Annotated in this window: 17 protein-coding genes and 3 pseudogenes; 13 read left to right on the forward strand and 7 right to left on the reverse strand. The window is 62.2% G+C overall.

Going from position 1 to position 24,042, the window contains the following annotated elements:
- Positions 1 to 71 precede the first annotated feature (71 nt).
- From GO999_RS22325 to GO999_RS22350, 6 genes are all read left to right on the forward strand, one after another.
- Entirely contained in the window at positions 72 to 2,768 is a 2,697-nt protein-coding gene (locus tag GO999_RS22325) for a sensor domain-containing diguanylate cyclase (RefSeq protein WP_211906884.1), read from the forward strand.
- Between the two features lie 481 nt (positions 2,769 to 3,249).
- Positions 3,250 to 4,410 carry an ABC transporter substrate-binding protein gene (locus GO999_RS22330; protein WP_211906885.1) on the forward strand — a complete coding sequence of 387 codons (1,161 nt, stop codon included), beginning with the start codon at positions 3,250 to 3,252 and terminating at the stop codon, positions 4,408 to 4,410.
- Between the two features lie 96 nt (positions 4,411 to 4,506).
- A complete protein-coding gene (locus GO999_RS22335; RefSeq protein WP_020425356.1) occupies positions 4,507 to 5,388 on the forward strand; it encodes a branched-chain amino acid ABC transporter permease in 882 nt (293 codons plus the stop codon).
- 10 nt (positions 5,389 to 5,398) lie between these two features.
- Positions 5,399 to 6,298 (forward strand): branched-chain amino acid ABC transporter permease, encoded by a 900-nt coding sequence (locus GO999_RS22340; protein ID WP_211906886.1) that lies wholly within the window; start codon positions 5,399 to 5,401, stop codon positions 6,296 to 6,298.
- 7 nt (positions 6,299 to 6,305) lie between these two features.
- Positions 6,306 to 7,103, forward strand: a complete 798-nt coding sequence (locus GO999_RS22345) for an ABC transporter ATP-binding protein (protein ID WP_211906887.1) — start codon at positions 6,306 to 6,308, stop codon at positions 7,101 to 7,103.
- Positions 7,100 to 7,825: an ABC transporter ATP-binding protein gene (locus tag GO999_RS22350; RefSeq protein WP_011003338.1), complete on the forward strand. Its 726-nt coding sequence runs from the start codon at positions 7,100 to 7,102 to the stop codon at positions 7,823 to 7,825. Before GO999_RS22345 ends, GO999_RS22350 begins: the two co-directional genes overlap by 4 nt.
- A gap of 69 nt (positions 7,826 to 7,894) precedes the next feature.
- Here GO999_RS22350 and GO999_RS22355 read toward each other — a convergent pair whose 3' ends face one another.
- Positions 7,895 to 8,752 (reverse strand): LysR family transcriptional regulator, encoded by an 858-nt coding sequence (locus GO999_RS22355; protein ID WP_249215088.1) that lies wholly within the window; start codon positions 8,750 to 8,752, stop codon positions 7,895 to 7,897.
- A 165-nt stretch (positions 8,753 to 8,917) separates the two neighbouring features.
- Between GO999_RS22355 and GO999_RS22360 the strand changes: the two genes are divergently transcribed.
- Genes GO999_RS22360 through GO999_RS22370 form a run of 3 tightly spaced genes read left to right on the forward strand, consistent with a single transcriptional unit; the run spans position 8,918 to position 12,535 of the window.
- Positions 8,918 to 9,559, forward strand: a complete 642-nt coding sequence (locus GO999_RS22360) for a hypothetical protein (protein WP_211906888.1) — start codon at positions 8,918 to 8,920, stop codon at positions 9,557 to 9,559.
- Positions 9,559 to 11,532, forward strand: coding sequence for a TnsB C-terminal domain-containing protein (locus GO999_RS22365; protein WP_211906889.1), 1,974 nt, complete (start codon positions 9,559 to 9,561; stop codon positions 11,530 to 11,532). Before GO999_RS22360 ends, GO999_RS22365 begins: the two co-directional genes overlap by 1 nt.
- 25 nt (positions 11,533 to 11,557) lie before the next feature.
- A complete protein-coding gene (locus GO999_RS22370) occupies positions 11,558 to 12,535 on the forward strand; it encodes an AAA family ATPase (protein ID WP_211906890.1) in 978 nt (325 codons plus the stop codon).
- 1,168 nt (positions 12,536 to 13,703) lie between these two features.
- Here the strand turns inward: GO999_RS22370 and GO999_RS22375 are convergent.
- The 5 genes and pseudogenes from GO999_RS22375 to GO999_RS22390 all read right to left on the reverse strand — a co-directional run bounded on the left by GO999_RS22375 (position 13,704) and on the right by GO999_RS22390 (position 18,467).
- On the reverse strand, positions 13,704 to 14,705 hold the full coding sequence (locus tag GO999_RS22375) for an NADP-dependent oxidoreductase (RefSeq protein WP_211907205.1): 1,002 nt from the start codon (positions 14,703 to 14,705) through the stop codon (positions 13,704 to 13,706).
- Positions 14,706 to 14,871: 166 nt separating this feature from the next.
- Positions 14,872 to 15,543, reverse strand: a complete 672-nt coding sequence (locus GO999_RS22380; protein ID WP_249215133.1) for a quinone oxidoreductase family protein — start codon at positions 15,541 to 15,543, stop codon at positions 14,872 to 14,874.
- A 48-nt stretch (positions 15,544 to 15,591) separates the two neighbouring features.
- Positions 15,592 to 15,861, reverse strand: a pseudogene (locus GO999_RS25060) (alcohol dehydrogenase catalytic domain-containing protein); the annotation flags it as partial.
- Positions 15,862 to 16,083: 222 nt separating this feature from the next.
- Complete coding sequence (locus GO999_RS22385) at positions 16,084 to 17,733, reverse strand: AMP-binding protein (RefSeq protein WP_211906892.1); 1,650 nt, start codon at positions 17,731 to 17,733, stop codon at positions 16,084 to 16,086.
- A 149-nt stretch (positions 17,734 to 17,882) separates the two neighbouring features.
- Positions 17,883 to 18,467, reverse strand: a complete 585-nt coding sequence (locus GO999_RS22390; protein WP_111395597.1) for a TetR/AcrR family transcriptional regulator — start codon at positions 18,465 to 18,467, stop codon at positions 17,883 to 17,885.
- A gap of 279 nt (positions 18,468 to 18,746) precedes the next feature.
- Between GO999_RS22390 and GO999_RS22395 the strand changes: the two genes are divergently transcribed.
- Both GO999_RS22395 and choxAB read left to right on the forward strand, forming a co-directional pair.
- Positions 18,747 to 19,352: a TetR/AcrR family transcriptional regulator gene (locus GO999_RS22395; RefSeq protein ID WP_111395596.1), complete on the forward strand. Its 606-nt coding sequence runs from the start codon at positions 18,747 to 18,749 to the stop codon at positions 19,350 to 19,352.
- Positions 19,353 to 19,797: 445 nt separating this feature from the next.
- A pseudogene (gene choxAB / locus GO999_RS22400) lies at positions 19,798 to 21,282 on the forward strand (cholesterol oxidase); the annotation flags it as partial.
- A gap of 37 nt (positions 21,283 to 21,319) precedes the next feature.
- Here the strand turns inward: choxAB and GO999_RS22405 are convergent.
- Positions 21,320 to 22,518, reverse strand: a protein-coding gene (locus GO999_RS22405; protein WP_197362529.1) for an IS3 family transposase whose coding sequence is annotated in 2 segments (ribosomal slippage) — positions 21,320 to 22,203 and positions 22,203 to 22,518 — 1,200 coding nt in all. Because the reading frame shifts where the segments join, the coding sequence is not laid out codon by codon here.
- Between the two features lie 96 nt (positions 22,519 to 22,614).
- On the opposite strand from GO999_RS22405, the pseudogene GO999_RS22410 reads away from it, so the two are divergent.
- Both GO999_RS22410 and GO999_RS22415 read left to right on the forward strand, forming a co-directional pair.
- Positions 22,615 to 22,785 (forward strand): annotated as a pseudogene (locus GO999_RS22410) (cholesterol oxidase); the annotation flags it as partial.
- Positions 22,763 to 24,025: an NADH:flavin oxidoreductase/NADH oxidase family protein gene (locus tag GO999_RS22415; protein ID WP_211906894.1), complete on the forward strand. Its 1,263-nt coding sequence runs from the start codon at positions 22,763 to 22,765 to the stop codon at positions 24,023 to 24,025. The pseudogene GO999_RS22410 and the gene GO999_RS22415, both read left to right, overlap by 23 nt.
- Positions 24,026 to 24,042: the final 17 nt, after the last annotated feature.

The following is a 24,042-nucleotide window of genomic DNA, read 5'->3' on the forward strand; positions in this document are numbered from 1 at the left end:
CGGCCCGACAACGGCCATCCGTCAAAGCCGTGTGCGGGTGGCGTCACGATGGCGGGCCGGCCGCATCTTCGATGAAACTCACCCTGAAGTCGCAGGCGGCGATCATGGCAACCGCCATCAGCGTGGCGGTGGTGGGCCTGTTCGGCTGGTCGCAGCGCGAGCCGATCCGGCGCGAGGTCATGCGCCAGATCAAGACCCAGCAGACTGCGCTGGTGCGCGAATCCGCCAACAACCTCAGGCAGCGGCTCGACATCTACCTGGGCTTGCTGGAGCGCACCGCCCGGCAGATGACCACCGTGCAAATCACCAGCCCCGAGCAGGAGGCCGCGTTCAATGCGTCGATCGCGCCGGCCGCCGGCCTGTTCGACAGCGTGTTCCTCGCCACCGCCGACGGCACGGTGACCGCGGTGTCGCCGTATCGTGAGGGGGTGATCGGCATCAACATCGCCGACCGCGACTATTTCAAGCAGGTGATGGTGGTCGACCAGCCGACCATCTCCGCGCCGCTGCGCAACCGCGTCGGCGGCGAGCCGGTGGTCACGTTCGCCGCGCCGGTGCACGACAGGGAGGGCCGCATCATCGGCCTGATCGGCGCGGGGCTGTACCTGCTCAAGCCCAACTTCCTGGGTGACCTGCGCGACATGCGGATCGGCGAGACCGGCCGCGTCTACCTCGTGGAGCGCGGGTCGAGGCCGCTCTTCATCGTTCATCCGTCCGCCGACAAGATGCTCGCGCCGCTCGATGCGGACCCCGAGATCGCGGCGGCGTTTCATGCCGATCCCGCCGCGCTGCCCGATTGGGGCGGCGACGTGGTGACCACCCAGGACGTGATCGCCACCGGCTGGACCCTGGCCGCCGTGCTGCCCGGCGAGGAGGCCAGCCGCAAGCTCAATGCGATGCGCGACCGCTTCCGCTGGTCGCTGCTGGCGCTGGCCGCGCTGATCGGGGTGTCGGTGTGGGCGGCGATGCTGTGGCTGCTGCGTCCGCTGGGCCGGCTGCATGCGGCCATGACGCAGCTGTCGGCCACCGACCTGCGCGGGATCCGTCCGGCCGAACTGCCCGGCGCTTCGGCGGAGATCGAAGCCGTCTCGACGGCGTTCCGCAAGCTGATGGACGAAGTCGTGCGGCAGCGCGCCGAACTGGAGGCGGTCAACGATGCCTCGCCGCTCGGCCTGTTCCGCTGCGACGCGGCCGGCCACATGGTCTACGCCAACGAAGCCTGCCGCCGGTTGCTGGGCCTCGCGCATGATGAGGCGATCGCCGGCGCGTGGCTCGCGCAGCTGCATCCGCAGGACCGCGAGGCCGTCACGGCGGGCTGGGCGGATGCCGTGGCGCGTGGCGTCGGCCATCGCGCCGAGCTGCGCGTGCTCGTGCCCGGCCACGGCGAGCGCCTGCTGGTCGTCAACACCGCGCCGGTGCGCGTGGAGGGCCAGGTCGTCGGCCACGTGGGCGCGATGGAGGACATCACCGTGCGCGCCCGCGCCGAGCAGGCCTCGCGTGTGCTGACCCAGATTCTCGACTCCACCACCGACTTCGTCGCCCAGACCGACGGGCAGGGCCGCGTCACCTATATCAACCCGGCGGGGCGCCGCTTCGCGGGCGTCGCGCCGGATGCCGACGTGCGCGGCCGCCGCGTCGATGTGTTCTATCCGGACGACACCATGCAATGGCTGCGCGAGGTGGCCGTGCCGGCGGCCACGCGCGACGGCGTGTGGATCGGCGAGACCACGGTGTTCGATGCGCAGCGCCGTGCCGTGCCGATCAACCACATGGTCATCGTGCACCGCGACCCGATCGGGCAGATCGAGTATTTCTCGTCGATCATGCGCGACATCACGCAGGACAAGGCGGCCAAGGAGGCCTTGCAGCGCAGCCGCGAGACCCTGCAGACCGTCACGGATGCGATGCCCGCGCTCGTCGCCTTCATCGACGCGGACGAGCGCTTCCGTTTCCTGAATGCCGCCTACGAAAAGGCGTTCGGCCGGCCCACCGCCGCCATGCTCGGCCTCGCCGTGCGCGAGGTGCTGGGCGAGGGCGCCTACGCCATCATGCGCGGTCCGCTGCGCCGGGCGCTCGCGGGCGAGACGGTCGTCTTCGAGCACGAGGTGCCCGACCGGGACCGGTACCGCTGCGAGGAGATCAACTGCATCCCGCAGTTCGATGCGGCGGGCCGGGTCGCGGGCGTGCATGCGGTGACGCTCGACATCACCGAGCGCAAGAAGCAGGAGCTGCGCCTGCGCGCGCTCTCGACCACCGACCACCTGACCGGGCTGCTCAACCGCGCGGGCTTCGAGGCGTGCCTGTCGGCGGCGCTCGCGCGGGCATGCGGCGATGGGACGGCCGGCGCGCTGCTGCTGCTTGACCTGGACGGCTTCAAGGTCGTCAACGATACGCACGGGCACGCCGTGGGCGATGCGCTGCTGCGGCGCTTTGCGCAGCGGCTGGCGCGCACCGTGCGCCCCGGTGACGGCGTGGCGCGCTTCGGCGGCGACGAGTTCGCCGTGATCCTGGAGCGGCTGGCGCGGCCCGACGACGCCAGGGCGGTGGCGCGCCACATTCTTGCGGCGTGCAGCCGGCCGTTCCGCCTGGGCGAGGCCGTGGTGCAGGTCGGCACCAGCATCGGCATCGCCGGCTTCGACGCCGGCACGCCGGCGCTGAGTGCCGTGTTCGAGGCGGCCGACGAGGCGCTGTACGAGGCCAAGTCGCGCGGCAAGGGGTTGTTCGTCGGCCTCGATGCCGCACAGTCCGGTGCGTCCGACACCGCCTGAACGGGGCTGTGCGGCGTACGCAGAAACGGGTACGGCCCGCGGCGGCGGATGGCCGAGCCGCCCGGATGCGCTCGCAGAAATGGGTACGCAGAGCTCAGGTGCCCCATGCCCGCGCCGTCGCGCCGCGCCACGGCGATCCCCCGCCGGGGCGGGTGGCGGAGAATTCCCTATCGCACGGTCGTGCGCTTTCCGGTAAAGTCCCGCGACTGACTGCGCGCGCCGCCACCTTGGCGCGTCGCACGAGAGCGCTGTACCCAAGGCGCCTTCGCTTCACACTCCGACGCACTTCCGGCGCGAGCATGCCCGATCCGGCATCGCCCGCCCGGCAGGCCTGCCGCACCTTGCCGACCGTCTCCGGTCGCGGGGTTCCGGGCTGGCGCGGCCGGACGCGATGCAGGGCGCATGCGGGGAAGCGACGGTGTTGGGCCAGTGCATCTTCGAGACGGATCGCAATCGCGACGGATACAAGGAGCAGGTTCACATGCAAAAGATCATCAAACGGCTGCTGGTGACGGCAGCGGCCGCGGGGGCGGCAATGGCGGCGGGCACGGCGTCCGCGGCCCAGGACATCAAGATCGGCGTGGCCGAGGCGCTGTCGGGCGGTGCCGCCCAGTACGGCGCGGCCATCCGCAACGGCTTCCAGCTGGCCGCCGACGAGATCAACGCCGCCGGCGGCATCAACGGCAGCAAGATCGCGCTGGTGATCGAAGACGAGCAGGGCAAGAAGGAAGAGGCCATCAACGTCTTCAAGAAGCTGATCTTCCAGGACAAGGTGGCGATGGTGTTCGGGCCCACGCTGTCCAACTCGGCGCAGGCGGCCGACCCGATCGCGCAGGGCGCCAAGACCGTCGTGTTCGGCACCTCCAACACCGCTGATGGCATCACCAGCATCGGTGACCACGTCTTCCGCAATTCCGTGACCGAAGCCGACGTGCTGCCGGCCACCATCCAGACCGTGGTCAAGAAGGCCGGCGTGAAGAAGGTCGCGGTGCTGTACGGCAACGACGACGTCTTCACCAAGAGCGGTTACGACAACTTCAAGAAGGCCCTCGAAGACCTGAAGATCCCGGTCACCGCCACCGAGACCTTCGCCAAGGGCGACGTGGACTTCAAGGCCCAGCTCACCAAAATCAAGGCGACCAATCCGGATGCGATCGTGCTCTCCGCGCTGATCGCCGAGGGTGGTCCAATCATGGTGCAGGCGCGCCAGCTGGGCCTGAACGTGCCCATCATCGGCGGCAACGGCATGAACTCGGTCAAGGTGTTCGATCTGGCCCGCGACAAGTCCGACAACCTGTGGGTGGGCAGCCCGTGGTCGATCGAGAACCACACGCCCGAGAACAGCAAGTTCATCACCGCCTACACCGCCAGGTACAAGGCTGCCCCGGACCAGTTCGCGGCCCAGGCGTATGACGCCATGCACATCGCGGCCCAGGCGCTGAAGACGGTCAAGTTCAGCGGCAACCTGGAAGCGGACCGCAAGGCCATCCGCGATGCGCTGCCGGCGGTCAGGCACACCGGCGCCACCGGCGCGTTCGCCTTCCGCCAGGTGACGGCGCGCGGCAAGCCGGCCGGCTACGACGCGGTGCAGACGCCGATCGTCAGCGTGACCAAGGCGGGCAAGTACACGATCGAGAAGTAATCTTCGGCACGCTTCGGGCACCGGACGCGGGGCGTAGCTGAACCTACGCCCCATCGCTTTTTTGTGGCGCGACGCCACACCTTCATCAGATTCATCATGCTGGAACAGCAACTCGTCAACGCGCTGTCGCTCGGTTGCGTGTATGCGTTGTTCGCGCTGGGATTCACGCTGGTTTTCGGCATCCTGGGCGTGATCAACCTGTCGCACGGCGCAGTGTTCATGCTGGGCGCCTACGCGGCGCTGCAGGTCGTGGCGCATTTCGAACTGCCGCTGTGGGCGGCGCTGCTGGTCGGCTTTGCCGCAAGCGGCGTGGCGGGCCTCATCATCGATGTGCTGCTGCTGCGCCCGCTGCGCCGCCGCAACGCTCCCCACCTGATCCCGATGATCGCCACCATCGGCGCGGGCATCGCCATCAACAACGCCATGCAGGGCGTGTTCGGCGCGGAGAACCTGCGCTTTCCGGCCGGGCTCGTCTCCGATGCGTCGCTCGACCTGGGCGGTGTTCACCTGACGCCGCTGGAGCTGGGCATCATCGTGCTGTCGTTCGCGCTGATGGCGGCGCTGATGCTGCTGCTCAAGCGCACGCAGCTGGGCCGCGCGCTGCGCGCCATCGCGGAGTCGCCCAAGGCGGCGGCGCTGCTGGGGATCAATGTCGAGGGCCTGTTCCTGCTGACGTCGTTCGCGGCGGCGGCGCTGGGCGGGCTGGCCGGCGTGCTGATCGGCCTGTATTCGAACGCGGTGTTTCCGCTGATGGGCCAGCCGATGCTGCACAAGGGCATCGCGGTCATCATCCTGGGCGGCCTGGGCGACATTCGCGGCGCGATGCTGGGCGGGCTGTTCCTCGGGTTCGCCGAGGTGCTGTCGGTGGCCTACATCGGCTCGACCATGCGCGACGCGGTGGCGTTCGGCCTGCTGTTCCTGATCCTGCTGGTGCGGCCGCAAGGGCTGTTCGGCAAGGTGCTCGAACGCAAGGCCTGAGGAGACCGCAATGGAATGGTTCGATAATTTCTGGTCGGTCTACAGCAACCTGGTGCTCACGCTGGGCATCAATGCGCTGCTGGCGCTGTCCATCTACCTGACGCTGTCGTGCGGCCTGCTGGCGATGGCCAATGCGGCCTTCATGGGCATCGGGGCCTACACCTCCGCACTGCTGACGATGAATGCCGAGATGCCGTTCCCGGTGGCGCTGCTGGGCGGCATGCTGGCACCGGCCGTGGTGGCCGTCATCATCGGCCGGCCGACGCTGCGGTTGTCGGGCGTGTACCTCGCCATGGCGACGCTGGGCTTCGGTGAAGTGGTGCGCGTGCTGATCCTCAACACCGAATCGTGGACGGGCGGCGCGCTCGGCCTGAACGGCATCCCGCAGCTGACCGAGTGGTGGCACGTGGCGCTGGCCGTGGCGCTGACGCTGTTCGTGCTGGCGCGCCTGCGCCGCTCCAAGGTGGGCCGGGCGTTCGAGGCCATCAAGGAGGATGAGACCGCCGCCGGCCTGATGGGCATCAACGTGGCGGGCACCAAGCTGCTGGCCTTCGTGCTGGGCGCGATGATCGCCGGCCTGGCGGGCGCGCTCAATGCGCATCTCACGTTCTTCATCGGCCCGTCGGAATTCGGCTTCGACCGCGGCGTGGAGATCCTGACCATGGCGATCCTGGGCGGCACCAGCGGCCTGACGGGGCCGGTGCTGGGCAGCGTGATCCTGTCGCTGCTGCCGGAGCTGCTGCGCGCGTTCAAGGATTTCCGCCTGGTGGTCAACGGCCTGATCCTGATGCTGATCGTGCTGTTCCTGCCCAAGGGCATCTGGGACCCGGCGCGTTTCGCGCGCTGGTTCGGCATGAAGCGCGGCGGCACCATGCCGGGCGCGTCCGCCGCCTCCAATGAATCGCACTGAGGCCGCCATGCTCAAGCTCGCATCCATTTCCAAGCGCTTCGGCGGCCTGTCGGTCCTGCAGGACGTCAACATCGAGGTGCCGCAGGGCACCATCTTCGGCCTGATCGGCCCCAACGGCGCCGGCAAGACGACGGTGTTCAACCTGATCACCGGCCTGCTGGAGCCGACCGGCGGCACGCTGACCTTCGGCGGCACCAGCCTGGTCGGCAAGAAGCCGCACCAGATCACGCAGATGGGCATCGCCCGCACGTTCCAGAACATCCGCATCTTCAAGGAGATGACGCTGCTGGAGAACGTCGTGGTCGGCATGCATCGGCATCTGGACTATGGCGCACCGGGCCTGCTGCTGTCGCTGCCCGGCTACCGCGCCGCCGAGCGCCGCGCGCGCGATCGCGCGCTGGAGCTGCTGTCGTGGGTCAAGCTCGACCACAAGGCGGGCGATATCGCCGACAACCTCTCCTATGGCGACCAGCGCAAGCTCGAGCTCGCGCGGGCGCTGGCCACCGAGCCGAAGCTGTTGCTGCTCGACGAGCCCGTCGCCGGCATGAACACCGGCGAGAAGGTCGATCTGATGGCCGAGATCGAGAACATCCGGGCGCGCGGCTACACCATCTTCATGATCGAGCACGACATGCGCTTCGTGATGGGCCTGTGCGAGCGGATCGCCGTGCTGAACTTCGGCCGCATCATCGCCGAAGGGCCGCCCGAGGCGATTCGCAACAACCCGCAGGTGATCGAGGCCTACCTGGGCCGCGACGCCGATGACGGCGAAGGCGGTGCGGCCGCGCAGGAGGTGACGGCATGACCGTGCTGCTGGAAGTCAAGGGGCTGGAGGTGTCGTACGGGCACATCGCGGCCGTCAAGGGCATCGACTTCGCGCTCAACGCGGGCGAGATCACATCGCTGGTCGGCGCCAACGGCGCGGGCAAGTCGACCACGCTGCTGGCGCTCTCGGGGCTGATCCCGAAGTCGCAGGGTGAGGTGCGCGGCCAGATCCTGTTCGAGGGGGCGGATGTCACGCAGTGGTCTGCCCACAAGCGTGTGGAGCGCGGCATCGTGCAGGTGGCCGAGGGCCGTGCCACGCTCACCACCATGACGGTGCGCGAGAACCTGGAGCTGGGCGCCTATACGCGGAAAGACCGCAGCCAAATCGCCTCGGATCTGGAGCGCGTGTTCCACCTGTTCCCGCGCCTGAAGGAGCGCATCGACGGCATGGCCGGCAACCTGTCGGGCGGCGAGCAGCAGATGCTCGCCATCGGCCGGGCGCTGATGGCGCGGCCGCGCGTGCTGCTGCTCGATGAGCCGTCGATGGGGCTGGCGCCGATCATCGTGCAGGAGATCTTCCGCATCCTGCGCACCATCAACGCCGAAGGGCTGACCATCTTCCTGGTCGAGCAGAACGTGCGGCAGGCGCTGAAGATCGCGCAGCGCGGCTACGTGCTGGAAACCGGCCAGATCGTGCTGGCCGACAGCGGGCAGCGCCTGCTGGGCAATCCGCGCGTGCTGGAAGCGTACCTGGGCGGCTGAGTCCGCGTCCGGCGCCAGACCCCGGCGCCGGTCTTTTTGCCCCGGAGCGTACCCATTTCTGCGGACGCTTCAGGCACCCGCCAGCGCGTGCTGCTGCGCCTCGAACAGCGCGATCAGCCCGTCGGCCACCGCCCGCACGCGCGGCGAGCGCCGGACATCGGGATGGATCACCAGCCAGATCGACCGCTGCAATGCCGGGTCGCTGACCGGCAGCCGGCGCAGGGGCGTACCCGTTTCTGCGGACACCAGGAAGTGCGGAAGCGCCGCCACGCCCAGCCCCGTCAGCGCGGCCCGGTGGATCGCCGCCAGATCGCTGCAGCGCAGGACCATGCGGCGCGCGCCGGCGTAGGCGGCCAGCCAGCGCTGCTGGGGCATGTGCCGCAGGGTGTCGTCATAGCCGATGAATTCCCATTCCGCCTCGGGGCGCGCCAGCACCTCGGGCGTCGCATAGAGGCCATAGCCGAGATCGCCCAGCGGCCGCGTCGCCAGCGCCGCCGACGTGGGGCGCGATAGCCGCACCGCCAGGTCGGCCTCGTGCGCCATCAGGTTGGTGTTGCGCTTCTCGCCCAGCAGGACCAGGTCGATGCCGGGCCACCGGCGCCGCAGCGCCGCCAGGTTGGGCGCGATGACGTGGCTGGCCAGGGTCGGCGGCGCGCTGACGCGCACCGTCCCACGCAGGCTGCCGGCCCCCGCCGCGACGCGGGCCAGGCCGGCCGCTTCCTGCTCCATGCGGCCGGCCTGCTCGGCCAGCGCGCCGCCCTCGGCCGTCAGGCGCCAGCCGCGCGGCAGACGGTCGAACAGCCGCACGCCGAGCGCCTGCTCGAGCGCGTCGGCGCGGCGGGCCACGGTGGTGTGCTCCACGCCCAGCCGGCGCGCCGCGGCCGACAGGCTGCCTTCCCGCGCCAGCGCGAGAAAGTCGTAGAACAAAATAAAGGTGTCACTACAGGTTGGCGAAGTTACGCCGGCCGTGAGGATGTAGTGACACTCTTATTTACGTTCGAAGCGAAGTAATGGTGTCAATGCGTGTAAGCCAGCATTAAATTCGTCAATTGGCATCCTAGACTTCCACTCCCTTCGTAAGGCCTTGATCTTATGGGGAAAAGTCTATCATTCGATGGCCCGGTCCCTATCCCGCGGCCCCGTGGAGCGCACCGACTGGAGGTCTTCAGTCTCAAACTGGGCCGCCGTGCGTCCTTCTATCGGCGTGCCGCGCTCGATCAATGGCTTCGGCTGGAGGCCGATCCCGAAGTCAAGAGCTTTTGCGAAAGGCCGGGGTTCATCTTGACGGACGGGCAACGGCACCTGGCCGACTTCTGGGTGCGATATGAATCTCGCGAAGAGTTGGTCGTACTCTCGGAGGCCGACGACGAGGAAGGCGCGGCCGTTGGGAAGGGGCGCCAACTGGACGATTCCCAAATCGACATTCGCATAGTGCCTCCGGCCGAGCTTGCTTCAGTGCGCGTGTGGATCGACAACTGGCAACGGATGTTGCCTACGCTTGTGGCGAATCGTGGTTTGCCAGCTGCAAGCCTGATGACGGCGATTCAGCGTTTCGCTACGACGCAACCGAGACAGTTGCTGACCATTGAGCGTGAGTATGCGACGGGGGATCCCGTCCTGGTTCGCACAGCGGTGTATGAGCTGCTGCGCATGGGTCGGCTGTGTGCCCCCATCTTGCATACGGAAGCCTTGTCGCTGCTTACGTTGTTTTCGGCGCCGGGAGGGAAATCTTGATGCGCCGCAAACCGGAGCTCCAGCATCTGGATCTGGCGTCCTGGCCCGCTGTCGCGTGGACAGAACTCACGGACGAGCGTCAGCGGCAGGTACGCACGTCAATTGCGGCGCTAGAGCGCTATGTGAGAGGCGACGCTATCGACGATATTGAGCGATCCACAGGTGTCGATCGGCGCCAGTTGTACCGGTGGCTGGAGCGCGCGCTGCAGACCCATCCAGATGGGAGGATCTGGGGCTTTCGTGCCGTCATTCCTCATGTGCGGATTGCTGAGTATGCGCGCGTCGCGCCGATTGTCCTGCGTGGACAGACAGGCAGTCGCGGCACGGCGGGCGCTATGTCTCAAATGCTGGAGAGCCATCCTGCTCTAGTAAAGTGGCTCCGGGCACAGATCCGTCAACGCAAGATCGTGCTCCACCAGATCAGCACGGATGGCAAACTCAAGACGCGCCTTCGCGGCCTTAAAGCACTGCATGAGGAGTTCCTGAAGCAGTGTCGCTCGCTCGGCCTGAAGGCAACGGACTATCCCCTGTGCATGGACTATCTAGCGATTCGCTCGCTGTCCAATGTGCTCAAGGCGGAATTGTTGCGCTCCTTCGGTCAGGCTGCGCGCGCGGCGGGCGCTTCCCACCTCAAGGGCCTGCCGCTGCACGAAGGGCACGCCGTGTCGCCTGCGGCCGTGCGCCCCTATCAGGTTGTTGAATTCGATGGGCACCGGCTGGACGTTCGGCTCAAGGTGGTCGTGCGTGACCCTCTGGGGTTCGAGCATGAGTTCGAAATGGAGCGGATCTGGCTGTTGGTCATCATCGACGTCTGTACCCGTGCGGTTTTGGGCTACCACGTGGTGCTCGCGCGCGAGTACAGCCGCCACGACGTGATCAAGACGATGGAGAAGGCCCTCGAGCCCCATCGTCCTATGGTCTTTACCCTCCCAAACCTCGCTTACTCCAAGCACGATGGCTTGCCGTCGCAGAAAATGCCCGAGCTCGCCTATGCTTGTTGGGAATGGATCAAGCTCGACAACGCCAAAGCAAACCTTGCGAACGAGACGCTCAGCGCCTTGTGTGAGTTTGTGGGATGCATCGTGGATGCGGGCCCTTATCACCATCCGGATGAGAGGCCCTATATTGAGCGGTTCTTTGCGACCATTGCGCAAGAGCTCTCCTCACGTCTGCCTGCCTATACCGGCTCGCATCCGCGCGACCTGCGGCGTGCGCTGTCCGACCCGAAAGGCAATTTGCGTCTGTACCTGTCGTCAGATGAACTGACGGAATTGGTGGAATATGCCATCGCTAGTTACAACGGCACGCCACACAGCGGCTTGAACAATGCCACTCCGCTGGAAGCGATGGAACGGCTGATTCGTATCCGACAGGTCATGCTCTCCTGGTTGGCCGAGCATCGACGCCGCACGCTGTGCTTGATGCAGACCGCGTGCCGGTGCACGGTGCGCGCGTATCTGAGTCAAGGTGTACGACCCCATATCAATCTGCACGGTGTGCGCTACACCAGCACCACGTTGGCGACAGCAGCGCATCTGATCGGCATGAAGCTGCTCGTTTACTTCAACGTGGAAGACTTGCGGGGTGTGCGGGCGTTTCTCGCCGATGGAGCTGAGTTGGGACCACTGCAGGCGCAGGGCGCCTGGGGCCTGGTTCCTCATGATCTGCGGCTGAGGAAAGAGATCATGAAATGGCGCAAGAAGCGCGGCATGCGCAAGGCTATGGAAGGCAGTGTCATCGAGGCGTTCGTTCAGGAGAAGTTGGCGCAAGCCAAACACACGCGCAAAGCCGCCACGGATCTCGCGCACGTCATCCGCATGCTGTCGACCGCGCCGACGGTCTACACACCCCTGCGACCGAGCGTACCTGTTTCTGCGCTGACTCCCAATGTCGCCGCTGCAGATCAGGTTTCGCCGCCGCCGGCGCCTGGTGTGCCGCGCCGCTTAAAGATTGGTACGGGACTGATTTCATAGCCGGTTGCTCGCAAGGAGGACCATCATGTCTGTTGATCGCCCGCGCCCCGTGGATCCGGCGACGCACCCGCTGGTCACTGGCAACTACAGGATTGCCACCTCGGCGATCCAGGATTTCTATGAACTGGTCACACGATGCCTGCGGTACCGCATTCCGGGCGCGCTCGTCTATGGACCCTCCCGGATCGGCAAGACCCGGGCGATCGAATACGTACGGCTTCTGCTTGCCCGTAACCATCCAAAAATTTCGACCTTCCACGCACAGTGCGAGCACAAGCCGACGCACGCGGAGGGGCCGTTTTTCGCCAACCTGCTCGAAGCTGTCGGTTATCCCGAGCCGCAGACAGGAAACAACACGGCCAAGCGGTTCCGATTGACCCACAAGCTGCGGGAGGCCGCCGCCCGGGCCGGCAGCGGAACGATTCTGCTGTTTTGCGACGAGGCACAGCGCTACAACATCAACGAGTACGAATGGCTGCGCGACGTTCACGATACGCTCGATCGGCAGCAGATCAAGCTGTACACCTTCCTGGTCGGACAGGATGAGTTGCTGGCCAAGAAAGAATCGCTGCAAGCGGCGGGGGCCACGCAGATCATCGCCCGGCTCATGGTTGAAGAGCTGCCGTTCTACGGGATACGCGACGCTGACGATGTCGCGACCTGCTTGCTTGGCTATGACGAGACCTGTTACCCGGAGGCGAGCGCCTGGACCTTCACGAGGTTTTATGTCCCCCAAGCGTTCGACACCAACTACCGGCTCGTCAACGATGCGACTGTACTCTGGGAGGCCTTCAGTGCGGCACATCACAAGGCAAGCCTGCCCTACAAGATGGAAATCCCGATGGAGTATTTCGTGCGCGCCGTCGAGATCGTCCTGAAAGACAGCGAGACCCGAGACGCACCGGGCTACAGCCCGGCGCCGGCATTGTGGGCGTACGCTGTACAGCAATGTGGCTATGTCCAGTCTCGTCATGCGACCGGGCACATCATCGCCGCTGCATAGTTCCCGAAAGAATCGCTTCCCGATTCTTTCGTTTGATGCGAGCCTGCTTTCGCCCGCGCTAGGCTACACCTTTGACCCGAAATGGGTCGATCCCTGCGAGTCGCTGATTTCCATTCTTTGGAAATTCGCGCAGGCGAATCAGCTATCTGGTCACGTTGTCGTGCGTCATGCCGCTTTGTCCTTGCACGCGGATCCATATTCTGGCGTCTTACCGGTGCACGGTGAGGTCAATATCCCCGTCTTGCGCAAGACTTTGCACTTGCCAGCCAAGGTGCTTCTCGGCTCGGTGCTCGACGCGTTTGCCCATCGTTCGTACTGTGAGCAGTTTCGGTTCTGCCGTAAGTGCTTGGCCCGGGGGTACCACAGTACGCTGCACCAACTGCAGTGCGAATCCAGTTGCCCGGCACATCAAGAGCCCCTCCAGACCGGCTGTAGACGCTGTGGCTATGCCTCGCCGTGCGTACTCAGTGCCCGTTTCCTAGAAACGCCGTTCCGATGCGATTATTGTGGGGCAGCGTACAGCTTCAAGACGTTCTCCACGCTAAAGCCTACCAAGATGTGCAAGCAGGACCGGGTCGCTATCCGTCGACGTTATTTCGAGAGGTCTTTTGGGTAGGCGCCGCAATCTATTGCGTAGTACGTTTGGTCGCCTTGCGGCTGCAGTCCGAAGCACCGAGTCGTTGCCATTCGTGTCGTGCGACTATTGGCTGGCGCCACCAATTTCAGACCGCCAATGTCGTAGCTTGCTGCCAGCTGTATCGTTCGCTCAACTCTGAACCGGTACAGGCACCAGCGGGTGCAGCCTCGCACGGGGCCCGGAACGTACAGGGGCGAGGTACGCCGGTCCATCGGCTCAGAGATCAGCCCGCATGGATGCAGCACGAAAAAATGCGTCGATTTCCATCGACGCCCAAAACCGAGCGCTCACAGAGAGACGAGCGCTCAGAGACACAACGATTGTTCGAGCGATGGCTACCGTTTAGTCAAAGCAACGAGACGGGCAAACGAAAACCGCCCTAGCGTCTGGTCCATACACAAGCCGTTTCGCTGACGGGTGAAATGCTGCTTCTCGGGTGCCCACGCGGAGTTGATGTTCTCCTACACGAGCTAACGCCCCTTGACGGGGGTCATCCCGGAGGCTGAAAGGCGTCTCGGCAGCCAACTCACGCTATGCCATCTGCAGTACAACTTTCCCCTTTGCTCGGCCGTTTTCAAGATAGGCAAGTGCTTCCTTTGCTTGACTGAATGGAAACACCTTGTCGATCACCGGGTGAATAGCTCCAGCATCGATAAGTTCCGCTATTTCTGAAAGCTGGTGGCCATCGGGGCGAACAAATAAGAATGAGTAACTTATATCGCTTTTCTTTGCTTTTCTAATTATGCCTCCGCTAAGCAAGCCGAATACAATTTTCATGAGGAAGTTCATTCCTCTGGCCCGAGCGAACGCAGCATCCGGCGGGCCGATTAGCGAGACGACGTTGCTGTTGGGTTTCAATATCCGAAGGGATTTTTCAATTCCATCTCCCCTGACTGTGCCAAGGACGATGTCATATCCTTTTAGAACTGTTTCAAACTCTTGTTTTTTATAATCGATGACTTCATCAGCTCCGAGGTCGCGAACCAGTCGCACATTGCCCGTACTGGTGGTCGTTCCAACCTTCGCTCCCAGGTGTTTGGCCAGTTGAATGGCGAATGTGCCAATGCCTCCGGAACCTGCTGGGATAAATACCTTTTGTCCGCGCTTGAGGCGTGCGCGCTCTTTGAGCGCTTGCCAAGATGTGAGCCCGACCATCGGAACCGAGGCTGCTTCAACGAAGTCAAGGCTCGTCGGCTTCATCGCGGCCGCGCGCTCTGGAAGGACAGCAAATTCGGCGAAGGTTCCGATATTGAGGTCGAAGGTACTCGCGAAAACTGCATCACCTGGCTTGAAGCGCGTCACGCGATTCCCGACATCAACCACCACACCAGCAACATCGCTGCCCATCGTTGTCGGCAGCCTAAATTTCAGGATTGGCTTGAACATTCCTTTCGGAATCATGTAATCAATGGGGTTCACGCCTGCAGCGTGAACCTTAACGAGGATCTCGTCCGGTTTTATCGCGGGCTGAGGAATGTCGGAAAAATCGAGCTGATCGACTTTTCCGTATCGTTTTAAGATTAGTGCTTTCATAATCATTCCCTGAATATTTTTGTCGATATCTTGAGTGGGTGCTAAATCCAGTCCAGGAAAGGCGGCGCCGGCACCCACGACGAATTTCGATCCACTGCTTATGCAAGAGCGGCTTTGTCGCTCTGGTTATGGCTTGTTCGTATCGCCAACGCGCGAGGTTGCCGTATCAGAGGTCGGCCCAAGGCTGAAGGACGACCTTCCCGGTGGTCCGTCGTCCCTCCATAAGCTGATGAGCGAATGGCGCCTGTGAGAGCGGTAATACTGTTCCGACCTGAAGCTTGAGTTTTCCTGTGACGATGAATCCCATAATTTCATTCAGCGTTGACTGGACTAGGTCGGGGAACGCCAAGTAGGCACCGATATAGAACCCGGTCACAGTGCGGTTCGGCACGGTGAGCTGCCAAGGATCGATCTGGGTGCTTTGTCCACTGGACTGTCCGAGAAAAACCATCCGGCCGAATGGTGCAAGGGTGTCAAGCGCTTGGCCGACCACGTCACCTCCAGCCACTTCCAGCACGACGTCTACGCCGCGACCGCCCGTCAGTTGTCGCACCTTGTCAGCCCAGCCGGGCGTGGTGTAGTCGACCGACGCATCGGCCCCGAGACGTTCAGCAATAGCTCGCTTTTCCGGCGTGCTGGCTGCGGCGATGACTTTGCTGGCGCCGTATAGCTTTGCAAGTTGTACGGCGAACGATCCAACGCCGCCGGCAGCCGCTTCAATCAAGACGCTTTCGCCCGCCTTCAGTTGCGCAGCCTTCCGCAGCGATAGCGCGGCGGTCAGGCCGTGACCCACTAGTGCTGCCGCTTGGACGGAATCGATGCCAGGAGGCAGTGGCATGACAAGCGCCGCCGGAACACAAATGTATTGCGCGTATCCCCCTGCGCCTGGGGTCGCAAGGACTGGTGTCCCGACGACTACCGAAGTGACTCCATTTCCAACGGCGACTACAGTACCTGCGACTTCCGCTCCCAATGTGAAGGGCGTAGGGGACGGATCCGGATAGTCGTCCCCACGCCGTCGCATGACGTCCGCGAAGTTCATTCCAACCGCTTCGATCCGGATTAGAACTTCGCCATCGTTTGGTGTTGGGTCAGGGACGTCCTCGTAGGTGAGAACTTCAGGGCCGCCTGTGTTGTGAAAACGTACAGCTTTCATTTGCTGCTCTCCGAATCAGAGGTGTTAGTAGCGCTATGCGCTCTGCTGTAAAAGGTTGTCGCTCAGGTCAGCATCCGCCGTCCTTTGCAAACGAGGGCAAGGCGATCGAATCGCTGCACCAATTTCGCTACGCTTCTTACGAAGCGATGCTCCGCCGATGCACTTGCCTGCGTTATTGGCTGCAATTACCGAGTGGTTGCGATTCGGTAGTCGATGATGTTTCTACGTTTCTATCCCTGTCGTCGAGGATCGCAAAGCTCTTCGCAGTGTTTTGCCAACCGCTGACTTCGGCAGCTCAGAAACAAACTCAACAAACTTCGGTTGCTTGTACGCTGCCAAGCGAGCACGACAGTGTTCGCGGATCTGCTCTTCAGTCAGCTCCGCATGCGGCTCCTTGACGACAAACAAGTGCACCGCTTCGCCTGTCTTGCCGTCGGGAACACCAACGCTGGCTGACTCCAGAACGCCGGGACAGGAAGCGACCGCGGCCTCGATTTCGTTGGGAAACACATTGAAACCGGAGACGAGCACCATGTCCTTTCGGCGGTCGACGATCTTGATGAATCCGTTTGCATCGCATATGGCAATGTCACCGGTGCGTAGAAAACCGTCAGCCCAGAAGGACGTGGCATTGTCTTCTTCACGGCGCCAGTAACCGCGCATGACTTGAGGGCCGCGCACACAGAGTTCTCCTGGCTCCCCGATCGCGACTTCATGTCCGTCATCGTCGCGCAATGACACATCGGTCGACGGCAATGGAATGCCAACGGTCTCCGAGAAGTCCCCAAGATGCAGAGGGTTCAGGGTGACGATTGGGGAGGTTTCCGACATGCCGAACCCCTCCTTGATGTGCTGTCCAGTGAGCGAGTGCCACTTGTCCGAAGTCCCTTTCAGAATTGCACTTCCCCCTCCAAGAGCCAGGCGAAGGGAAGAGAAGTCAATTTGATGGATTCGGGGATGTGCCATCAGGTTGGCGAACAAAGTATTGACGCCCGTGACGATGGAGAAGCGATGTCTCTCAAAAGTCGCGACGAGTGAATCGATATCGCGTGGATTGGCTACGAGTACATTCTTTGCGCCTGCCGAAAAGAAGCTCAGGCAGTTCACCATCAGCGCAAAGATGTGGTACAGCGGTAACGCAGTGATCACCAGATCGCGGCCTTCCCCGAAAATGCGCGGCGCGAAGGACTTGAACTGCAGGATGTTGGCGATGAGGTTGCCGTGCGAGAGAGCAGCTCCCTTGGGGACACCCGTCGTGCCGCCGGTGTACTGAAGATAGATCAGATCATTGTGATTCAGGTCGACCGGCTCGAAGACGAGTCCAGCGCCTGCATCGATTGCGTCAGAGAACCACGTAAATTTGGTCAGCTCCCGCGGCAATGGGCTGCGTGGAGAGGGGCTGTCTCCAAGGTCGCCGGCCTCGGCAACGACGACATGGCGGATCGATACGGACTCCATCGCTTCGACCAGTGTTTTTGTCGCTCCGGAAAAAACGATGACTGTGTCGACGTCCGCATCCGCCAGCTGATGTGCAAGCTCATGCGCCGTGTAGAGGGGGTTGACGTTCACCTGCACTGCGCCCGCGCGGATGATGCCGAACATGGCCACCGGGAAGGCCAAGATATTCGGGGACATCAACGCGACGCGATCCCCCTTCTTGATTCCAAGCTCGCCCTGCAAGTAGGCCGCGAACTGCCGAGACAGACGATCGACGTCCCGGTAGGCGAGTTCGCCACCGAGCGCGACAAAGGCCGGAAGGTGCGCGTATTGCTCCACCGCCTCCTGAATGAGCTGTGCGACTGAACGGTAGCGGCGATGGTCGATCTCGGACGGAATGTCGCTTCCATAGATCTTGTGCCAAATTCTTTCCATGCTGTCCTCGCTGTGACTACCGGTGGGAGTTGCCAAGCGTTGCGGCCGGCAGTTGCTTTTCATTGGCACGACATGCCCGCCGTGATGTCCGTATGATGATTGTCATATTTCTGAGCAAAGGAGTGCCGCAGAAGTAGCGGCATTAATCGTCAGTTGCTGCGTGTGGGGCCCAGTTGACTTAGCGCGGCATCACGCAGGGCCTCGGAAAGCTTGGGGTCGTCGACGGCACGTGCGAGCGTTAATGTGCCGACCATCATGGCGACGATAACGAGGGCTTGCTCATGCGCGCCAGGTTGCCCCCAGTTGGGTAATTGGCGCGTTACGAGGTCAATCATCTCCTTGATCCGCCGCGTGGCAGCTCGCCGAACTTCGGCTGTTTGTCGGGGCATTTCCGAGACAAGCGCCGCAGTACCACAACCGGTTTCCATGCCCTCCAAGTGCTCTTGGGAAAGATACGCTTGGGCCATCGCCCGAAGTGTTTCTTCGGGTGGAGTAGTGGCAGCAACGTGCTCCATCATCGCCACGCTTTCCGACCCTGCGCGGTCAGCCGCTTCGGCAAGCATCGCCTCACGAGACTCAAAATGCGCGTAGAAGCCGCCGTGCGTTAGTCCTGCGGCTTTCATGATATCGGCCACACTAGTGCCGTTGTAACCGCTGCGCCGAATTGCACGCGCGGCGGCTTCCACGATCCGTTCGTGTGTGATTTCCTTTGGGCTTTGGGTGATTCTTTTCATATGATGATTAGCATATTCCAATGCGCCCCGAAGTGCAAGTTGAGGTTTCGTTCCGCCACAACATTCGGAGAGGGCTGATCGGCAAGCTCCGCCGTCCCAGGAACGTCACATGCGGCGCACCGGGGAAGCGCCCACCAATATGAGCGGCGCTAGGAGTGTCAGCTACGGTGTGAAGTCTCCGGCTGTTATCGTGGTCGACCGGCGACATCTTCTAAATTTCCCTTGACCCTCCATGATGCTCGTCATATGATGGGCCTCATATTTGTGAGTCAGTGATTAATGAACCGCTGCCGAAGCCGACGCAAGGAAGAGACACATCAGCGCATCCTCGATGCAGCTGCGCGAGTTATTCGCAGCCGAGGCTACGAGGGGTTCGGAGTTGCTGAGGTGATGAATCAGGCCGGGCTGACGCACGGCGGTTTCTACGCGCACTTCAAGTCGCGAGACGCACTCTTTGTGGAAGCGCTCGAGCGTGCCAGTCGCGACATCGCCGTTGAGGCCGCGCTTGTAACTCGGCAATGGGCTGGCCCGGAGATTAGCGGGTTTCGCTGCCTAGTCGAGGTTTATTTGGCGGATCGGTTTTTGAGCTCACTGGATGGCGGTTGTCCCGTTGCCGCGCTCGCGACGGAGATGCCACGGCAATCGGGATCCGTGCGGCAGGCCTCAGTTGTGCATGTGCAGCAGCTTATTTCGGCGGTGCGCTCCACGCTTGCAGCATCGCATCGTGAGGCGGCAAGTATGGTGGCTGGATCGCTCATCGGTGCATTGCAACTCGCGCGCACGTTGGGGGATAACCCCAAAGGGCGTGCACTTTTGGCGGCGGCTCGAGACTCATTGATTCAGCTCTACGACACGCCGACACAGGCACGCTCGGCTCCTCGGTAGGGCGCCAGCGCTTCGCCATTTTTTCGGGGCGCGCCAAAATATGATGAACATCATAATTGTGGCCGCACCTGCGACTTTGGAGGCGGACTTGAAGATTGGGAACGCAGTTGTGAGCAGACGACCTTCTTGTCGATGTCCAGACCATGCGTCTCCGGCGAAGTCTAGTCGTGATCAGTCCATGTACTGCCCCACGGCCTCGTATCGTCCCGCGTTGAACACGGGATCAGCCGTTTTCGCAAACTTGGTGGCGATCGAATATGGATCTGGATTGCTGCCGGTGTCGGTCAGGAAGGAGCCTGGCCGTCGCAGCGCCGTCTGACATTGGCTGCGAGTTCGGCTCGTCTAGTCGGAACGAATAAACCATAAATTGGAGACAAATGATGAATCTCTGGAGCCCCGGAGCACGCTCTAGTCGCACCGCAAGCCTGAGCTCAAGGTGCAGGCTATGAGCATTTCCTATGACTTCGACTACATCGTGATTGGCTCCGGCTTCGGTGGCAGCGTGTCTGCCTGCCGCCTAACCGAAAAGGGCTATTCAGTGGGTGTTATGGAGATGGGAAAGCGTTGGGAGGCCAAGGACTTTCCCAAGAGCAACTGGGACGCACGACGGTGGATGTGGTTGCCGGGCATGAAAATGCACGGCTTCTACAACATGCGGTTGTTTCGCCACGTCATGGTCTTAAGCGGCAAAGCGGTTGGCGGGGGATCTATTACCTATGCCAACGCGCTGCTAGTTCCCCCTGACAAAGTTTGGGATGAAGGTTCCTGGGCCGACTTGCAAGACTGGAAAAACATCATGCCACGGTACTACGCCATGGCGGAGCGGATGTTGGGCGTGACCGAAAACAAGCTTTTGGGCGAGGCCGACCTGCGACTCAAGAAAATGGCCGAGCTTCACGGTGTAGCCAACACCTTTCACAGCGGCCGCGTCGCAACGTTCTTCGCGCCAAATGGAGAGCCCGGCGGTGAAACCTATCCTGATCCGTATTTTGACGGCGATGGTCCCGAGCGGGGGACTTGCGTTGGATGCGGCGGTTGCATGGTGGGTTGCAAGCACAACGCCAAGAACACGCTCGACAAGAATTATCTCTATTTCGCGGAAAAGCGCGGTGCTCAAGTCTTTGCCGAAACCAAGGTGGTGGACGTGCGCCCGCTCAACGGAAAGGAAGATGGCAGCGAAGGCTACGAGATTTTCACCGAGCGCTCCACCGCTTGGTTTAACAGGCAGCAGCGCAGCTTCCGCTGCCGGGGTCTGGTATTCGCGGCCTCCTCGTTGGGCACGATGGAACTGTTGTTTCGTCTGAAACAACGAGGCTCATTGCCGCGCATTAGCGACGACCTCGGCAAGCGCGTGCGTACCAATGCCGAATCGCTCGTCGGCGTGCGCTTTCCAGCAAAAGACAAGAGCATGTCACATGGCGTAGCTGGTGGTGCAGGCGTCTACATCGACGAGCGAACGCACATAGGAGCAGTGCGTTATCCGGAAGGCTCGGACGCCACTGGCCTCATGATGACCTTGTTGTGCGGCGGACGTGCTGGATGGTCGCGAATTTTCGCGTGGCTGTGGACTCTTGTGAAGCATCCTGTCCAAGCGATCCGCGTGCACAACCCCATAGGGTTCGCTCGGCAAACCGTCCTGTTTGTAGTGATGCAGACAGTTGATGCGTTCATCAACATGCAATTCAAGCGCCGCTGGTATTGGCCGTTCGCAAAGCAGTTATGTACCAGCGGTAACCCGATCCCCACCTTTATCCCTGAGGCAAATGCGTTTGTTGAAAAGGGGGCAAAGGCACTGGGCGGCATCCCTACGGCGTTCCTAACCGAGATTCTGTTCAACATTCCTACGACAGCCCATTGCATGGGGGGCTGCGCAATGGCGAACTCTCCGGAGCACGGTGTGATGGATGCTCAAAACCGCGTCTTTGGTTATTGGAGTTGCCCCTGTAACTCAGGACACGCGAACACCGTTAGGTTGATGACGCGGCAGCACGCCTGAACTCGCGAGGCGAGCGGTATTTCAGGGCTTTGTGCGGGTGACGCTCGTTGTAATGCTCAAACGCAACAGCCAGACGCGAGAGCGCCGTTGGCGCATCGGGCTTGTCCATATAGGCGACGTAATTGTGCTTCATGGTCTTCACGAATGATTCGGCCATGCCATTGCTCTGCGGCGAACGCACGGGCGTGGTCAGTGGCTCCAGGCCCAGCTCGCGCGCAAAGCGGCGCGTGCGGTGGTCGATGTAGGCCGAGCCATTGTCCGTCAGCCATTCGATGGGCTGAGTAGCCTGCGTGGTGCCGAAACGCTGTTCCACCGCAGCCAGCATCACGTCACGCACTACGTCACCGCTATGTCCGCCTGTGGTTGCCGCCCAGCTAATCGCTTCTCGGTCGCAGCAGTCCAACGCGAACGTTACGCGCAGCGGCGTGCCATCGTCGCAACGGAATTCGAAGCCATCCGAGCACCAACGAGCATTGCTCCGGTCCACGGCTACCCGACCGTCGTGTCGCCGCTTGTCTCGACGCACGCCAGGACGGCTCAGCAGCAACTGATGCTCGCGCATGACCCGATAGACGCGCTTGTGGTTGATGCACGGCGCGCCGACTATCTCACGACTGCGTCGCAGCAGCGCCCAGATGCGCCGGTAGCCGTAGGTCGGCAAGTGCGCCACATGGGCCAGGATTTCCTCGACCAGTTCCGTGTCGTCGGTCAGCTTGGCACGGCGACCATCTTGCCAACCGGACGAGCGAACCTGCTTCACCGCCACGCCAGAGCGCGCCACGCCGAGAACTTCGCAGACCGTTTTCAATGGTCGTCCCCCGGCAACAAGGGCGAGCGCGCAATCAGGTTTTTTGACCGACCCCACTCGACGGCTTCTTTCAGGATTTCGACTTCCATCGTTTTCTTTCCGAGTAGCCGCTGCAGTTCCTTGATTTCCTTGATGGCTGCGGCCAGCTCCGATGCAGGCACAACGGTTTCGCCCGCTTGCACTGCCGCCAGGCTGCCTTCCTGGTATTGCTTGCGCCAGCCGAACACCTGGTTCGGGTTCACGCCGTGCCGCCGCGCAACGGCAGACACCGATGCGCCCGGTGCCAGCGTTTCCTGCACGATGGCGATTTTTTCCTGTGCCGTGCGCCGACGACGGCGCTCCGGCTCGGTCAGAACTTCGATGGATTCCACGTAATGACTAGGCTTACTGATAGGCACAAGACTATCCCTTATTTTAAGAGTGTCCTTGTGTCCTCAGATACGTGGGGCCGCTCCAGTTATCAAAACATGCTGATCTGTGATGGCTCGATGCTCAGCGCCAATCTGGGCGTGAACCCGAGTTTGACTATCACCGCTCTGACCGAACACGCAATGTCCCACGTTCCACCGAAAACACCCGCTGCACGCACCTTCTCGAGTACTCCTCATGTCCAGTCAGTCCACATCTAACGCCAGCCTGTTGAACCAGCCCTTACGCTTGCCAAATGGCAGCATCGTTCGTAACCGCCTCGCCAAATCCTCCATGAGCGAAACGCTGGGGACGTACGACAACCATGCGACACCTAAGCTAGTGGAGTTATACCGGCGTTGGGCTGCATCGGGCCTTGGTCTACTTCTGACCGGTAACGTGATGATCGATCGCCGGGCGCTGGGCGAACCCGGCAACGTTGTCATCGAAGATGAATCCGACCTGCTCATCCTGCAGCAATGGGCCCGCGCGGCTACCGATCAAGGTGCGGCTGTCTGGGTGCAACTGAACCATCCCGGAAAGCAGTCGCCCAAGGGGCTGAACGCAAGCAATCTATCGCCCTCGGCTATCCCATTCCGTGAAGACATGGCAGCGTTTTTTGAAACGCCGCGAGAAGCCACAACCACGGAAATCGACGACATCATCAAGCGTTTCGGGCGCAGTGCTGCCATCTGCAAGAAGGCGGGCTTCAGCGGCGTGCAGATTCATGGCGCCCATGGATACCTCATTAGTCAGTTCCTATCCCCTCATCACAACCATCGCACTGACGAATGGGGTGGCACTCCCGAGAAACGTCGCCGTTTTGTAATGGCCGTCTACTCGGAGATCCGTAGCCAAGTCGGCGCAGATTTCCCGGTTGGGATCAAACTCAATTCAGCAGACTTTCAACGGGGCGGCTTCACCGAAGAGGAGTCGATGGCAACTATCCGCGCGCTCGTAGAGGCTGGCATTGACTTGATCGAGATCTCCGGTGGCACTTATGAGGCGCCAGCCATGAGCGGTGCCTTCCAAAAGCCGCAAAAAGCTTCGACGGCAGCCCGCGAAGCGTACTTCTTAGAGTTTGCAGAAAAGGTCAGAGCTGAGGTCCAAGTGCCGCTGATGGTGACCGGGGGCTTTCGCACGGCCGAGGGCATGAACGCCGCGCTCAGTTCAGGCGCACTCGACATCGTTGGCGTCGCTCGCCTATTGGCGATTGATCCTGATGCGCCAGCTGCTTTGCTAAACGGACGCGACAGCTCGCAGCGCGTGCGGCCCATCAAGACTGGCATCAAGCCGGTGGATCGCATGGGAATTATGGAGGTCCTTTGGTATACGCGCCAACTGAAGCGTATCGCGGAGGGGGGTAACCCTCGCCCGAACGAAAGTGCCCTAATGGCATTTCTCAAAAGTTTGGTGAATAGCAGCTGGGGAAACTACCGCACCAAGCGCATGAGAGCTTGATTGCCGTCCCTTTTCCT

The organism is Ralstonia nicotianae (assembly GCF_018243235.1).
Lineage (GTDB): Bacteria > Pseudomonadota > Gammaproteobacteria > Burkholderiales > Burkholderiaceae > Ralstonia > Ralstonia nicotianae.